Raw genomic sequence first — 15,684 nt, 5'->3', positions numbered from 1 at the left:
AAATTATCATGGATGAGTTGATATTTATTGATTAGCTATTTAGAGTGTTTTTGGTTCTTTTGTGCTGTTTTTTTAAATTAATTAGAACTGTTTTAGTATGTCTATATGTTAATTTTATCTCATAAATTATTTAAAGACTTTTGGAGTTTTATATAAATTTCGAAATATTTTGGGATATTTTTAAAATATAAAGTATGAAAGAAATAAAACATTACTATTCATTAAGCTCTCAATGGCAACATAGTTTCGCTAATGCAATAGGAGTAAAAATTTTTGATAATAAAATAATAATTATCCCGGAAACACTTGGGAAGGGATATATTTATTTTGCAGAAGTTACAAATGGAGTTTCAGCTCTCTTTAAAGATTATACGCTAACTAGTCCGATAAAGATTAGGAAATTTATGTCTGAAGAGGAATTTTACATTTTGCATTATACTCCAGCTCGGAATGAAGATTTGAATTTTGGAACTGAAGATGTTATAAATTTAGATTTGTCTATTTTGAACAATCAAGCTGAAGAGTTATATGAATCAGATGTTAATGAGAGAATGTTTGGTTTTAGTTTGTTTATTGATAAAAAGATTATGCACGATTTTGCAGGTAAAATGCCTCATTTTGAATTAATTAATAAAAAACTCAATAATACAGAAGGCTCTTATTATGGTTGTATTGATAGGAATAGTTTGATGTTGATTCTTTCTTTGAAAAAGAAATCTATATTTCATAGCTCGTTTGACTATTATCTGAAAGGTATTTCTTATAAGTTGTTGGCTAATTTTTTAAGTTGTACTATAGATTTAACTTCCATGTAATAGCTCTGTTTTGATGATTTTAAAGGTGATCATTAATAGTATATTTGATTGATTGTTTTACATTTTTTTTAGGTTTATTGTTTCCCGATTATGTAAAGTGGTCGGGTTTTTTTATTAAGTAATGGAATAGATGTGTTAGCTTGTGATGAATTGTGTGTTAACAATCAAAAAAACGAATAGGTTTATAGTTTGTTTATTTTGCTTTATAGTGGCAAATGATAAGCTTATTTTCTTGGAGAAAGAAGTTTGTGCTAAGAAGTTACTAAGGAGCTTAATAATTCTGTTGTACGTATAAGATGAATATTTAGAAAGATAATAAAATTCTATTTGGGTTTTATTTGGTAGTTTGTCATTCTTCTCAGATAGGATTAATTTTTCCGATTTTAGTTATCAGAGTTTTAAAATTACAGAATCTTTTCTTTGATAATCATTACTTCTCTTGATATACCTTTTCATGATGATTTTATAAATTTATGTGGTAGTAGTGAAAAAGACTGTTGTTATAATTTTGTTTCATATTTTAAATAAATAGAATGAAAATGAAGAAATTAAATTTATTTATAACAGTTATGTTGTGCTGTTATTCGAGTGTGATGTTTGGGCAACAAGATGCTCAGTACACACAATACATGTATAACACGATTAATATAAATCCTGCGTACGCAGGTTCTCGTGGAACAATTAGTGTTTTAGGATTGCATAGGACACAATGGGTAGGATTAGATGGGGCTCCAAAAACAAATACATTGTCGATTAATTCGCCTATTAGTGCAAACATGGGGTTAGGAGTGTCTGTGATAAATGACCGTATAGGTCCATCTACAGAAAATAACATTTCTGTTGATTTATCTTATCAACTGCAAGTATCGCCATTTTATAAGTTGTCTTTTGGATTAAAAGGAACGGCAAATTTAGTAAATATTGATTTTTCTAAATTGAATATTTATGATCCTGCAGATCCAAGGTTTCAATATAATGTTGACAATAAATTTTCACCAAATATTGGAGCAGGAGTGTACCTACATTCGGATAAATCCTACATTGGGCTTTCTATTCCTAATATGTTAGAGAATAGTCATTTTGATAAATCAGCAAAGGACGAGTCGCAAAGTTTTGTTGTAAAAGAGCATATGCATTATTATTTAATGGCGGGATATGTCTTTGATTTAAATTATAATTTAAAGTTTAAGCCTTCTCTTCTTGCAAAGGTTGTTGAGGGAGCTCCATTACAAACAGATATTTCAGCAAATTTTTTGTTTAATGAAAAATTTACAGCTGGACTTGCTTATCGTTTGAGTGCATCTGTAAGTGGTATTGTAGGATTCCAGGTTTCAGACTCTTTGTTTGTTGGGTATGCTTATGATGCAGAAACGACAAAGCTTGCTAATTATAACTCAGGATCTCATGAAATCTTCTTAAGATTCGAAGTTTTGGGTAGTTCTAAGTCAAGAATGATGTCATCAAGATTTTTTTAAATAAAACTAATTAAATTAATTATGGGAATAAAAATACATAAAGTACTTGTTTTGCTTCTTTGTTTAAGCAGTGCTGTTAGTTTCTCTCAACAAAAAGATAAAGAACTTGCAAAAGCAAATGCTAAATATGAAGAGTTATCTTTTGTGAAAGCAGGTAAATTATATGAACGTTTGGTTGAAAAAGGATATAATTCTAAAGAGGTATATGCTCGTTTAGGTGATACTTATTTTTTTAATTCGGATTACCCGAATGCTTTAAAATGGTATTCTAAATTGTTTGAAGATGGCACCTATAGTTCGCCAGAGTATTTGTACAGGTATTCAGTTTGTCTTAAAGCAACTGATAATGATGACAAAGCTTTATTAGTAATAAGTCGTTATTATGAAAAAGCAGGAAAAGAAGAAGAAGCTAAAAAATGGGATCCAGCTACTTATTTAGGAGCCATTGCACAACAATCGGATAGATATGATGAGGTGGTTGAGGCAGGAATAAATTCTGGGTTCTCGGATTTTGGAGTGGCATTTGTGCCTAATGAAGAAGCAATTAAACAAGCTATTGAGGTTGCTAATTTTGAAAAGAGAGAAAAGGCAAGAGCTATAAAAGAGAACGAGGACACAAGGAGAAAAGAGAGTCGTAAGGTTCTTGGTACAAAACAGGAGTTATTGGAGAAGAAGGAGGAAATTGTTAGAGAAGAAGAAGGTTTTGAAGTAAAAAAAGATGATAATTTACCTAAATACAAAGAAGTAATTTTTGCTACAGCTAGGGATTCTGGAGTTTTAATTAAGCGTAAACATAGTTGGAATGATAAGGCTTTTCTTAAATTGTATTCAGCACAAATTGACGAAACTGGAAAATTGTATAATGAAAGAAAATTGCCTGGAGATATTAATACAAAATACGACCAAAGTACACCTGTGCTTACAAAAGATGGTTTAACGATGTATTTTACGCGATTAGTACCTTATGATAAAATAAAAAATAAAACAGATAATAAAAAAGCGATTGTACACCTAAAGATTTATCAGGCACAAAAAGTAAACGGTAAATGGGGTAATTTAAAAGAGCTTCCTCATCCAATAAATATAGAAGGGACTTCCTCAGCACACCCAGCATTAAGTTCTGATGAAGATGAGTTAATTTTTGTGTCCAACAGGAAAAAGAAAATGGGTGATACTGATTTATATACAGTAAATAGAAAAAAAAGTGGAGGATTTGCTGCTAGAGCTGAATCTTTAGGTGAGGATATAAATACTTACGGGCGAGAAACTTTTCCTTTTGTTGATGATAGTGGGGTGTTATATTTTTCTTCAGATGGTCATCCTGGTTTAGGAGGTTTAGATGTTTTTGCCGCTGTAAAAGGAAATGATGGTAAATATGTAGTCGTTAACGTAGGTGCACCTATAAACTCGAGAAGTGACGATTTTGCTTATGTTGTTGATAGTGAGTCCAAAAAAGGTTTTTTCTCATCTAATAGAAAAAATGGAACTGGAGATGATGACTTGTATAGATTTTTAGAGACTAAATCAATAGCTTTTCCTTTTAAATTTAATCCAGATTATTATGGAGTAGTAAAAGATAGTATAAGTGGTAATCCTATAGAAAATGTCGAAATAACAGTTTATAATGATTTTAACGAAGTTGTTAAGACTATAGTTACAGATGCTTCTGGGAAGTATTTGATTGATTTGCCCCCATTAAAAAATCATAGTTTTGTATTTAAGAAAAATGGATACTCGGTAGAAAAATTGTTTGTAGATGGTCTAAAAATTGGAGAAAGAAAGGATTTTCCGGTAGCTTTATTTAATGAGTTGGCGGTTATAGTTGATGATAAAGTTGTAATACTTAAAGAAGGTGATGATCTTACAGATAAACTTAAACTAAGTCCTATTTATTTTGATTATGGTGGTTATACAATCCGTAAGTCTTCTAAGGTTGAATTAGATAAAATTATTAACTTAATGAAGAGTCGTCCGCGTCTTTCTATAGAGGTTAAGTCACATACCGATAGTAGAGGTAAAGACGAGTATAATTTAAAATTATCCAAAAATAGAGCGAAAACAACCATAGATTATATTGTTCTGGAAGGTGGAATTTCTCGAGAGAGAGTTTGGGGTGATGGATTTGGAGAATCACAGCTTATTAACAAATGTGGTGATGGTGTAAAGTGCTCAGAAGCAGAGCATGAATTAAATAGGCGTTCAGAATTTATTATTGTAATAAAAGAATAGAGCGGATAAATTTGAATTAGAGTAAAAAAGGGTTTGACTTTTTAATTAAAGTTGAACCCTTTTTTTTATTTTTTTATTTAAAGTATTTTTTAGTGTAATTATCTATATGTCAGGTAGTTATGTGGTTTTGTTATTTTTAACTTTTTATGGTGATTTTAGATGTTTATGTGGTAGTTCTTAAAAAGGCTTAAGTTATAATTTTGTCATAAATATAAAGCATATAAGGTAAGTAGGTAATTAATTGCTGCAGTGTAGAGCCTACTTATTAGTTTTAAAAAATACGAATTATAAAAAATTAACTCATAATAATTAAATCTTATGAAGAATAAATTACTCCCGTTGTTTTTTGTGCTAGCGAGTTACTCTGCGTATTCTCAGGTTGGTATTGGAACAACGATGCCAAATTCTTCTTCTCAACTAGAAGTTGTGGCGGATGATAAGGGTATATTAATTCCTAGAATCCAATTAAAGAATAGTACGGATGTTACTACAATCGTTACTGGAAATGTAAACAGTTTATTAGTTTTTAACACAGCGACTATTGCTGATGTTAAGCCAGGGTACTACTATTGGTATGAAAACAAATGGAATAGAATTGTTATATCTGGTGAGAATAACGGAATGACTGGTGGTGCTGGTGTTCCTGGAAAAGATGGTGTTTCGCCACCAGAAGGAACTATAACTTGGATTGATACAGAGTCTGGTTTTATTTACATAAAAGATGCTGATGGAAACTGGGTTAAAGTAAGTGGAAAAGACGGAGTTGATGGTGCAGCTGGTTTAGCTGGAGGCGCTGGTGTTCCTGGAAAAGATGGTGTTTCACCACCACAAGGAGCTACAGCTTGGATTGACACTGAAACCGGTATTGTTTACGTTAAAGATGCTGATGGAAACTGGGTTAAAGTAAGTGGAAAAGACGGAAAAGATGGAAAAGGAATAGCTTCAACAATTGTTGATAAAACGTCAGGAAATCTTATTATAACTTATTCTGATGGAAGCACAGCTGACCTAGGAAAAGTAATAGGAGAAAAAGGAGAGCCAGGTTTACCTCCAACATCAGGAGCGGGAACAATAACAGGAAAAGGTTTAATTGCAGTTACAAATGGTGTTAATAACGCCTTTAAAAATACTGAATTTAGTCTAAAAGCTAGTAAAATCGCTGGGGATATTTTGCAAACTGTCGATAATGAAGCCGTTTGGACGAATGCAGACAAGATTGTTAAAGAGCCTTGGTTTAATATAAGAACTAAAGCTGGTGCGACATCTAATGAAGATAGCATCTATACGAAAGGTTGGGTAGGAATTGGTTATGACGCTCCGTCTGGTAAAGATGGGGAGAAATTAAGAGTAAACGGTTCTATTACAACTGTTAGCAGTACTTATGCCGATTATGTATTTGAAGATTATTTCCAAGGATTCTCTGATATTAAAGAGGATTATAAATTTAAAAAACTTGTAGAGATAGAGGATTACATCAAAACACATAAGCACTTACCTGGTATAACACCAATTAATGAATTGGAAAAATCAGCTGAAGGATATTCATTTAATATGTCTGAATTATCAATCCAATTATTGGAAAAAACAGAAGAGATTTACTTGCATATAATAGAGCAAAACAATGCAATTATTGCAAAAGACAAAGAAATTGAAAAAATGAACCAACGTTTAGAAAGATTAGAAAAACTAATTGAAGAGAGCAGTAATTCTAACAAGTAGGCTTCTTTGAATTCAAACTAAAAAAAAACACCTCTTTTATGAATGCTATAACTGAGGTGTTTAATATAGTTTTTGACATAATTTGTCACATTTAAGATTAACACTTTAAATTAAAAAGTATGGCCAAATTTTATTTAAAAATAGGTACAATAGTATTATTTTTTAGTATTGGTAAACTTAACGCACAAACCATAAATACAGGAGAGATAGTTATCCAACCGGGTACTGAATTTGCTACAGTAGCAGATTTTGATAATAAGCCAACCGGGGATTTTATTAATGATGGACATTTTATTGTTTATTCAAATTATAATAATGACGGCTTGGTGACTTTTAGTCCCAATGTAACTTCTGGCTTAACCTATTTTAAAGGTTTGAATATAGCTCAGGTTATTTCTGGTAAGGAGTTAAGTGAATTTAATGATGTACGGTTTGAGAACAGAATGGTTCAGCCTGCATTTATATTGTCAACAGCAATTAATATTTATGGAGTTTCCGATTTTTATAAAGGAATTGTATCTAATAATAATACGGAAGGTACAGTTGTTTTTGAAGCAGATGCTACTCACATAAATACAAACAACGATAGTTATGTTGATGGGTATGTAGTAAGGAATGGAAGCAACGAGTTTCAAAATCCTATTGGTGATGGCGGTTATTTTAGACCATTAGCTATAAGTCAGTCTAGTTCGTCTGGAAACTTATTCAAAAGTAAGTATTTACTTAAAAATTCAAATCCATTACATCCTCATAATCAAAAAGAGGACTTGATTGCATTGATTAATACCAATGAATATTGGGAGTTCGAAAGTAATCAATCTACTGTAGATGTTGCATTAACATTAACCTGGCATGATCAAAGTACGCCAGGCGAATTGACAAAAGAAGACGAAGATTTATCTTTAGCCATTGTAAGATGGGATGATGCTACATCGCAATGGAAGCATTACACTTCGGCTGTGGATAGAGGAGAAAAGACTGTGACAGCGGCTGTAGATAATTCAGGGATTTATACTTTGGCAAAAGTAAGAATACCAAATCTAGATGATATCGTTATCTATAATGCAGTCTCTCCTAATGGTGATGGACATAATGATTACTTCAATATTACTGGATTAGAAAAATTCTCAGAAAACTCATTAGAGATCTTCAATCGATATGGGGCAAAGGTATTTGAAACTAGTAATTATGGGGCCAATGGAAATTGGTTTAGAGGAATTTCCGAAGGAAGAGTTACTGTAAGTAGAGGTGAAGGATTACCCTCGGGGACATATTTCTATGTTCTAAAGTTCAAAATGTCTAGCGGAGCTTATAAGGATAAGGCAGGATATTTATATATCAGCAATGATTAGTACAAAAAAAAAACGGTATACACATTTATAATGGAAAAAAAACTTTTTATTTTATGCTTAATCCTCTTTTCTTTATTAGGATATTCTCAAACTCAAGTCGGAATTAATACGCTTAATCCAAATCAAACGCTAGATGTTAATGGAAGAGCCAGAATACGTACTATGACAAATGTTAATACAGAGGCATTGACTTTGGAATATAACAATCGAGTTGTATCTAATAGTGATGGAATTTTGGGCTATGTTGTTAATAATAGTAGTACAACTGTTCCTTGGTCGTTCAATGATAACAAAAATGCTGTTCTAAGCTCTCCAATATCAAGTCAACAACGTGGCGGCACAGTAAATTTAAATTTCAGCATTACTGTTACTATTCCCGCAAAATCACAAAGTCAAGTTGTAGTCAAATACAATATGCCTGTAATGCACTCAAGCCGCAGAAGTGGGACAATTGGTTATGTAGGGTGTACTTTATTTAAGTCGGTAAATGGTGGAAGCGATGTCGAATTGGAGATGGGTTCTCGTAAATATACTGTTGTAGGTAGCTATAAGGGACCATCAGAAGTAACTGCTTTGGGATTACCTATATCTGGTTTTGCTGTAGATATAATTTCTAATCCTGGAAATATTCCAATGGATATAGTATACAAAGTAGATGGATATGTCGAATTTAATTACGATACAGTTACATTCGGAATGCTTACAGCTTCATCTGAGGATAATGCTAATTGGGGACGGGGAGCTATGTCAGCTCGGATTTTTACTAAACCTGTAAACTAAATTTAAAAATTCCTTTTTATTTAGGGAATTAAAACAATATATAGTTAACATCCTTTTGTATTAAGAAAAAGAATTTAATTGTTTTTTGTTAAATCCTGATATGTCATATCGGGGTTTTTTTGTGTCTTGTCATAAAATAGATAGATGACAAGTAGTAAGTTCTCTCCAATCATAACAGAACTATTCTTAAGACTAAGAAAAAAAGAATAGTATTTAATTAAACACATCAATTATGAAAAAAAATAATTTTTTAATGTCAATTATCACATTTGTAATGCTTTGCACATCCATGCAGGTGTTTTCGCAAGTCGATGGTACAGGTATGGGTACTGTAAACCCACATCCTAGTGCAGCACTGGACGTGGTAAATACTAAAGCAGGAGTTTTAATCCCAAGGATGAATGTAACTCAGAAAAATGCTATTGTATCTCCAGCCTCAGGTTTATTGGTTTATGATACAACCAGTCAATGTATTTCGCAGAATGCAGGAACGCCAACAGTTCCAGTATGGGTATGTTTATCGGCGAAAGACAAGCAAAATAGTTTTTTTTACATGCCATCGATGGCTATTGATGCCTCAAAAGTGGGACTGTCAGCAACATTAGATTTATACGCAGAATATAAAAAACAATTTAATACCCCAGCAGCGCGAAGTACCAATGCTCCCATCTCAATACCTTATTTCCCCAAAGCAAACGATTTGTACTACTATATTGCTCAATATGATAAAAACATTATTCAGGTAAATGCTATCAGTGAAGAAGGGATTATGGCGTATAAAATTATAAAAGAGTCTACATACGCTTCATTTATGAATATTGTATTTGTGATTAAATAAAGAAAAAAAATGAAAAAAAGGATATTATTTTGGATAATTTTTTTGATGATGCTTCCCATAAGCATGCAAGCTCAAGGTGAATCGAGTTGGTGGTATTTTGGTAACAACGCTGGTTTGAATTTTAATGACCCTCAAAAGGTAACCTCTTCAAATGGGTTGATTACCTCAGGTATACCTAAAGCAGTAAATGGTCCATTGAATTCTATAGGAGGTAGCTTTACCTTATCTGATATTCAGGGAAACTTACTAATGTCTTCTGATGGAATTACAATTTACAATAGGAAAAATGAAATCATGACCAACGGAACCGGATTGCTAGGGGGTATAATTTCGATGCAGTCGGGTATTGTAATTCCAGCTCCCAATAACCCCAAGAAATTTTATGTGGTTACTGTGTCTTCTCAGGTAAATGATAGTCATGGAATTCGATATTCGGTTGTTAATATTGATCCGAGTAATCCGAATGATATGGGATCAGTAGAAGTTGCGACAAAAAACAGTTTATTAAAAATGCCTCATTGTGGTGAGAATCTTGGAGTAGTAGCTCATAAAAATGGAACTGATTATTGGTTGGTGAATCGTACAGGTGTATTTTTTTATGTTTGGCACTTAACAGAGCAAGGATTTTCGAAAACCCCTAAAATGTATAAAACCCCGCCTTTGCCTGATGTTGATAAAGGAGCTCAAATTGGGGCAACAATAGTGTCTGTAGATAACACTAAGTTAGTTAATTTGGCTGCTGGTTCTTATACAATATTATCTGCCGATTTTAATCCGGCCACGGGAGTGATTTCAGATATTAGGGGGCTGGGAAATACTAAAATTTATTCATTAGGAGGAGCTTTTTCTCCAAAGGGTGAATATTTTTATCTTGGGGCTGGCAATGAGAGTGTGGAATCAGGTTATAAAATAAAATATAGTGATTTAAGAGCTGGAAATGTAATGCCTACTCCTTTAGATGTAGAAGTATTTAATTTTAGCTTAGGGCGTGACGGACGAGTTTATGGGATAACACGAACTATTTCGGTTCAGGGGGCCGGAAATAGAGATTTGCATGTTGTTATGGACCCAGATAAAGGAGGAACTGATATTAGAACATTTCCTGGATATCTTACTAATAGACCTCAAAGGGGGTTCCCTTCTTTTAAGCATTCTAATATTATTACAGAAAATAAAACTAAGCTATTTACATGCGAAGGATATGAAGCGAAATTTGACATAAATCTTATTACGAATGGTATAATTGTACCCACAGGATTATTCTGGGATTTTGGAGATGGAACATATGAAATGCAGAATTTTATTGCAGGAAAGTATGATTACGAGATGAATCATTTATTCGCAAATTCAGGATTATATAAGGTAAGCGTTATGCCTTACATAGGGACAAAAGGTTTATCAAAGACTTTTTTAGAAGCAAATATTATTGATTGTAGTTTGAAAACAAATCCAATGATTCGCCATGAGTTATTAAATATTAATGAATTAGAAACAAATAAGTAATATCATGATTAAAAAATTAGCGTTTCAATTTAGTATTTTATCCCTGTTTTTTTTTGTGAATTTTCAGGGATATAGTCAGGTTGGTATTTTAACATCAACTCCAGATGTGAGCAGTGCCTTGGATATTTCAAGTAATAAAAAAGGAGTACTTATACCTAGGTTAAGTAATGCCCAAAAATGGGCAATCAGTAAACCAGCCCATAGTCTATTGGTTTTTGATACTGATGAAAACTCTATATCTCAAAATATAGGTACTGAGAAAGTGCCTGTATGGAATAAGCTGACACTTTTTAATGAACAGTCATTTTATATGCCCTCAATAAACATAGCAACAGAAACTATAGGGGCTACACGTACTATCGATTTATTCATGGAATATAAAAATCAATTTAAAGACCCTATGTTTAAGAGTGTAGGTGCACCATCCTCAATACCACAGTATGCATCGGCCAGTGATTTATTTTATTACATTACGTATTATGACCCCAAATTAATTAAAGTAAATAGCATTAGTGATCAAGGAGTTCTTAATTATACTACACTTAAAAAAGCAAATTACGACTCATATGTTAATATCATCTTTGTAGTGAGGTAATAACAAATTACATATCGTTAAAAATTAAAAGATACTACCTGAAAACTTAAAAGTTTTTGGGTAGTTTTTTTTATAGAATATCATGATGTTATCTCAGATTCATTCTGGTTAAAATTTCTGCTTCCCCATACTTTGCATTGCTTTAAGAAAGTGCTCATCCAAATTTTAAAGCACATCAAAAGTCATATGTTTTTCAAATTTATAACTTTTGATGTTGATTTTATGGTTTTAACAGGGAGGCTTAATGATGAGAACCGATTTAATTTTGCATAGTGTCATTAATTATTAAAATAGTACTTGTATTTGTAGGGTTTTATTTACAAAAACAAAGCATTAATATACTTGTAGATTATATACTCAGCAGAAAAATAATCTCCAAAATAAGTAATTAGTTAGACCTCTCCTGATGCGCAACTGCAAACTACAGCAAGTTTGAGTCGGACAGATAACCATATTGTTTCTTTTGCTGATGCTTTTATTAACTTTTAAAATTAGATTTTTCTATGAAAAAAAATACCTACAAAACTCGTAATTGTTGTCAAAGCATATTTTTTGTGTTTTTGTTTTTTATAATTTGTACAGTTCATGCGGAAGCTAAGGTTTCTAGTAAAAATGTAAAGGAAGTTGAAATTGGTCATGATAGTCTGACGGAAGTATTTTCGACTAAGGGGATAATAGACCCAAATAAATATAACAGTCTTAATAGAGTTGTGAATGGCGATAGCCCAAAAATTAATGTGACACCAGTAAGTATACCTAAGGGAGGTAGTGGTTCACTATTGGCAACAACTGGGCCACATTCAGTTACGAAATTTACAGGTTTATGGGATATTTATAGAGATCCTTTAGCCATAAATGTTGAAGCAACAAAGGATGACATGGGTACATGTGAATTTGCTGCTAATGGAGGACGAACTCGTTATACCGCAACAAAATTTAGAGTAAGTGTTTCGGGAGCTTACAATTTTATAATGGAGCAAAGACCAGAATATTCAGGAGCAGCATATATTTATACAGGTGATTTTACACCAGGCTACTGTGATAGAGGTGGGCAATGGATAATAGGATTAGGAAGTTTTGGCAGAAGAGAACCAGAATTTAAACCAAATTTGGTTGCCGGAGTTGAGTACACTTTGATATCTGTTGTTACTCCATTTATAGGAGACTATAGTATATGGGATTACACTTGGAGAGTGGAGCCTCCTAGAGGAGGGGAATTTCTTTTAGACACTTTAATTTATTGGTATAAATCAAGCTCGGGAGGAGAACCACTTGGCTGGGGCCCATCTTTTAACCCAGTTGGTGTAGAAGGGTCAGGTTTGGCAAATACAAATACACCTGGTACTACTACTTATTATGCATCTTATGCATCTGTTGCTGGAGATGCTCCTAGAGTTCCGGTTAATTTTGTAATTAATGACGATAGTCCAAAAATTGATGTAACACCAGTAAGTATATGTAAGGGAGGTAGTGGTTTACTATCCGCAAAAAGTGTTGCACATTCAGTTACGGGATTTATGGGTTTATGGAATATTGAAAAAGATCCTTTTGCCTTTACACCAACTACAACAAGGCAAGATATGTACACTTGTAAATTTGAACCTTTTGCAAAAAGTAGGTATACAGCAACAAAGTTTACAGTAAGTCTTTCGGGAGAGTATAATTTTAAAATGAAGAACAGATCTGAATACGTGGGATCAGCATACATTTATTCAGGTAATTTTACACCAGGCTACTGTGATAGAGGTGGAAAATGGATAGTAGGATTAGGACCAGAAGATACTGAGCCAGAATTAAAAGCAAATTTGGACGCTGGAGTTGAGTACACCCTGATATCTGTTTTTAGTCCATATACGGGAGACACGAATATGTGGGATTATGCTTGGACAGTTGAGCCACCTAAAGGAGGAGAATTTATTTTAGATGATTTAATTTATTGGTATAAATCAAGCACCGGAGGAGAACCACTTGGCTGGGGACCAACTTTTAACCCAGTTGGTGTAAAAGGCTCTGGTTTGGCAGATACAAATACACCTGGTATTACTACTTATTATGCTGCTTATGCATCATCTACTGGAGATACTCCAAGATTTCCAGTTAATTTTGTGATTAAAGAAGATGCTATTGCAGGAGTTCCCAGCATAAAACCAACATTATATGTAAATAACGTGATGCCAGATATTACTCATACGACAATAGATGCTGTGGGAATAAAAGATAGTGGTGTCTCGGGAGCAAATGGTCTGCCTAAAGGAGTGTCTGCTGTCTGGGAGGCAAATAAAATTACAATTGTAGGTACTCCAATTGTTTCCGGTGTTTTTAATTACAAAATACCATTAATTGGAGGTTGCGGGAATATTTATGCAGAAGGAAAGATAATTGTGAATGATATTCCAAAAATTGAGGTAGAATCAGTAAGTATATGTAAGGGAGGTAGTGGTTCGCTATCGGCAACAATTCCTGCGCATTCAGTTACGGAATTTATGGGTTTATGGAATACAGAAAGAGATCCGAGTGCTCCTTTGCCGACTGCACGTAAGAATGATATGTATACATGTAAATTTGGTACTGTTGGGGAAAATCAGTATACAGCAACAAAATTTACAGTAAGTGCTTCGGGAGAGTACAATTTTAAAATGGATAACAGACGTGAATACAGTGGATCAGCATATATTTATACAGGTGATTTTACACCAGGCTACTGTGATAGAGGTGGGCAATGGATAGTAGGAGTAGGAAATAATTATTTATTTACTGAACCAGAATTTAGCGCAAATTTGGTCGCTGGAGTTGAGTACACTTTGATTTCTGTTTATACTCAATTTAGCGGAGACGATAATATGTATGATTATACCTGGAGAGTTGAGCCGCCTATAGGAGGAGAATTTATTTTAGATGATATAGTTTATTGGTATAAATCAAGCACCGGAGGAGATTCACTTGGCAGCGGGCCAACTTTTAACCCAGTTGGTGTAGAAGGGTCAGGTTTGGCTGATACAAATACACCTGGTACTACTACTTATTATGCATCTTATGCATCTACTGGTGATGCTCCTAGATTTCCAGTTAATTTTGTGATTAAAGAAGATGCTATTGCCGGAGTTCCCAGCATAATACCAACATTATACGTAAATAACGTGATGCCAGATATTACTCATACGACAACAGATGCTGTGGGAATAAAGGATAGTGGTGTTTCGGGAGCAAATGGTCTGCCTAAAGGAGTATCTGCTGTCTGGGAGGCAAATAAAATTACAATTGTAGGTACTCCAATTGTTTCTGGTATTTTTAATTATAAAATACCGTTAATTGGAGGTTGCGGGAATATTTATGCAGAAGGAAAGATAATTGTGAATGATAGCCCAAAAATTGAGGTAGAACCAGTAAGTATATGTAAGGGAGGTAGTGGTTTATTATCCGCAAAAAGTGCCGCTTACCCAGTTACTGAATTTATGGGTTTATGGAATATAGAAAGAGATCCTCGTGCTTTTGTGCCGTATGCACCTGAGGATGATATGTATACATGTAAATTTAGTATTAAGGGAAAAAATCAGTATACAGCAACAAAATTTACAGTAAGTGCTTCAGGAGAATACAATTTTAAAATGGAGGATAGACCTGAATATTTTGGATCAGCATATATTTATAGTGGTGATTTTACCCCCGGCTACTGTGATAGAGGGGGGGAATGGATAGTAGGACTTCGTAATGATGATAATAATGAACCAGAATTTAAAGCAAATTTGGTTGCGGGAAAGGAGTACACTTTAATATCTGTTTTGACTTTAATTCATGGAGTAACTAATGTGTGGGATTATACTTGGAGAGTTGAATCTCCTAAAGAAGGAGGGGAATTTCTTTTAGATGATATAATTTATTGGTATAAATCAAGCTCGGGAGGAGAACCACTTGGCTGGGGGCCAACTTTTAACCCAGTTGGTGTGGCAGGATCAGGTTTGGCAGATACAAATACACCTGGTACCACTACTTATTATGCATCTTATGCATCTGCAGGAGATTCTTATAGATTTGCAGTTGATTTTGTAATAAAAGAAGTTGCTGTTGCTGGAGTTGCTAGTAGTACACCTACTCTATGCGGAAAAGATGTGATGGATGATATAACGCATACTACAATAGATGCCACAGGTATAGAGGGTAATGGTGTTAATGGAGCAAATGGTTTGCCAGATGGAGTACAAGCTACTTGGGAGGCAAATACAATTACAATTTCAGGTAACCCAAGAGAGTTAGGAGTATTTAATTATAAAATTCCATTAATTGCTGAGTGTGGAAACGTCTTTGCAGAAGGAAAAATTACCATTCTCCCAAAACCGCAGGCAATTGTTACGACAGTGAGCATTTGTTCGGGCGAAAGTTA

Annotated in this window: 10 protein-coding genes; all 10 read left to right on the top strand. The window is 33.6% G+C overall.

The annotated features are described in order from the left end of the window. Positions 1 to 194 precede the first annotated feature (194 nt). Entirely contained in the window at positions 195 to 815 is a 621-nt protein-coding gene (locus OA93_RS23025; RefSeq protein WP_039116503.1) for a hypothetical protein, read from the top strand. Between the two features lie 539 nt (positions 816 to 1,354). Continuing rightward, on the top strand, positions 1,355 to 2,290 hold the full coding sequence (locus OA93_RS23020) for a type IX secretion system membrane protein PorP/SprF (RefSeq protein ID WP_304529088.1): 936 nt from the start codon (positions 1,355 to 1,357) through the stop codon (positions 2,288 to 2,290). Positions 2,291 to 2,311: 21 nt separating this feature from the next. Then, positions 2,312 to 4,519, top strand: a complete 2,208-nt coding sequence (locus tag OA93_RS23015; protein ID WP_039116502.1) for an OmpA family protein — start codon at positions 2,312 to 2,314, stop codon at positions 4,517 to 4,519. A gap of 318 nt (positions 4,520 to 4,837) precedes the next feature. After that, on the top strand, positions 4,838 to 6,238 hold the full coding sequence (locus tag OA93_RS24340; RefSeq protein WP_131474522.1) for a hypothetical protein: 1,401 nt from the start codon (positions 4,838 to 4,840) through the stop codon (positions 6,236 to 6,238). Positions 6,239 to 6,357: 119 nt separating this feature from the next. Continuing rightward, entirely contained in the window at positions 6,358 to 7,590 is a 1,233-nt protein-coding gene (locus tag OA93_RS23005) for a T9SS C-terminal target domain-containing protein (RefSeq protein WP_039116499.1), read from the top strand. 30 nt (positions 7,591 to 7,620) lie between these two features. After that, positions 7,621 to 8,370, top strand: coding sequence for a hypothetical protein (locus OA93_RS23000; protein WP_039116497.1), 750 nt, complete (start codon positions 7,621 to 7,623; stop codon positions 8,368 to 8,370). A 232-nt stretch (positions 8,371 to 8,602) separates the two neighbouring features. Then, a complete protein-coding gene (locus tag OA93_RS22995; RefSeq protein ID WP_131474521.1) occupies positions 8,603 to 9,208 on the top strand; it encodes a hypothetical protein in 606 nt (201 codons plus the stop codon). A gap of 9 nt (positions 9,209 to 9,217) precedes the next feature. Then, positions 9,218 to 10,711 (top strand): hypothetical protein, encoded by a 1,494-nt coding sequence (locus OA93_RS22990; protein WP_131474520.1) that lies wholly within the window; start codon positions 9,218 to 9,220, stop codon positions 10,709 to 10,711. A gap of 55 nt (positions 10,712 to 10,766) precedes the next feature. Continuing rightward, entirely contained in the window at positions 10,767 to 11,306 is a 540-nt protein-coding gene (locus tag OA93_RS22985; RefSeq protein ID WP_123912151.1) for a hypothetical protein, read from the top strand. Between the two features lie 503 nt (positions 11,307 to 11,809). Continuing rightward, positions 11,810 to 15,684 (top strand): hypothetical protein (locus tag OA93_RS22980; protein WP_039116492.1); only part of this gene is annotated, 3,875 nt, incomplete at its 3' end.

It is taken from the genome of Flavobacterium sp. KMS, from assembly GCF_000813005.1.
Lineage (GTDB): Bacteria > Bacteroidota > Bacteroidia > Flavobacteriales > Flavobacteriaceae > Flavobacterium.
This window is presented reverse-complemented; position numbering and strand designations above follow the sequence as displayed.

Excerpts from the sequence above, each read along its gene's own strand:
- OA93_RS23025 (WP_039116503.1), top strand. The coding sequence starts at position 195 with ATGAAAGAAATAAAACATTACTATTCATTAAGCTCTCAATGGCAACAT.
- OA93_RS23020 (WP_304529088.1), top strand. The coding sequence starts at position 1,355 with ATGAAGAAATTAAATTTATTTATAACAGTTATGTTGTGCTGTTATTCG.
- OA93_RS23015 (WP_039116502.1), top strand. The coding sequence starts at position 2,312 with ATGGGAATAAAAATACATAAAGTACTTGTTTTGCTTCTTTGTTTAAGC.
- OA93_RS24340 (WP_131474522.1), top strand. The coding sequence starts at position 4,838 with ATGAAGAATAAATTACTCCCGTTGTTTTTTGTGCTAGCGAGTTACTCT.
- OA93_RS23005 (WP_039116499.1), top strand. The coding sequence starts at position 6,358 with ATGGCCAAATTTTATTTAAAAATAGGTACAATAGTATTATTTTTTAGT.
- OA93_RS23000 (WP_039116497.1), top strand. The coding sequence starts at position 7,621 with ATGGAAAAAAAACTTTTTATTTTATGCTTAATCCTCTTTTCTTTATTA.
- OA93_RS22995 (WP_131474521.1), top strand. The coding sequence starts at position 8,603 with ATGAAAAAAAATAATTTTTTAATGTCAATTATCACATTTGTAATGCTT.
- OA93_RS22990 (WP_131474520.1), top strand. The coding sequence starts at position 9,218 with ATGAAAAAAAGGATATTATTTTGGATAATTTTTTTGATGATGCTTCCC.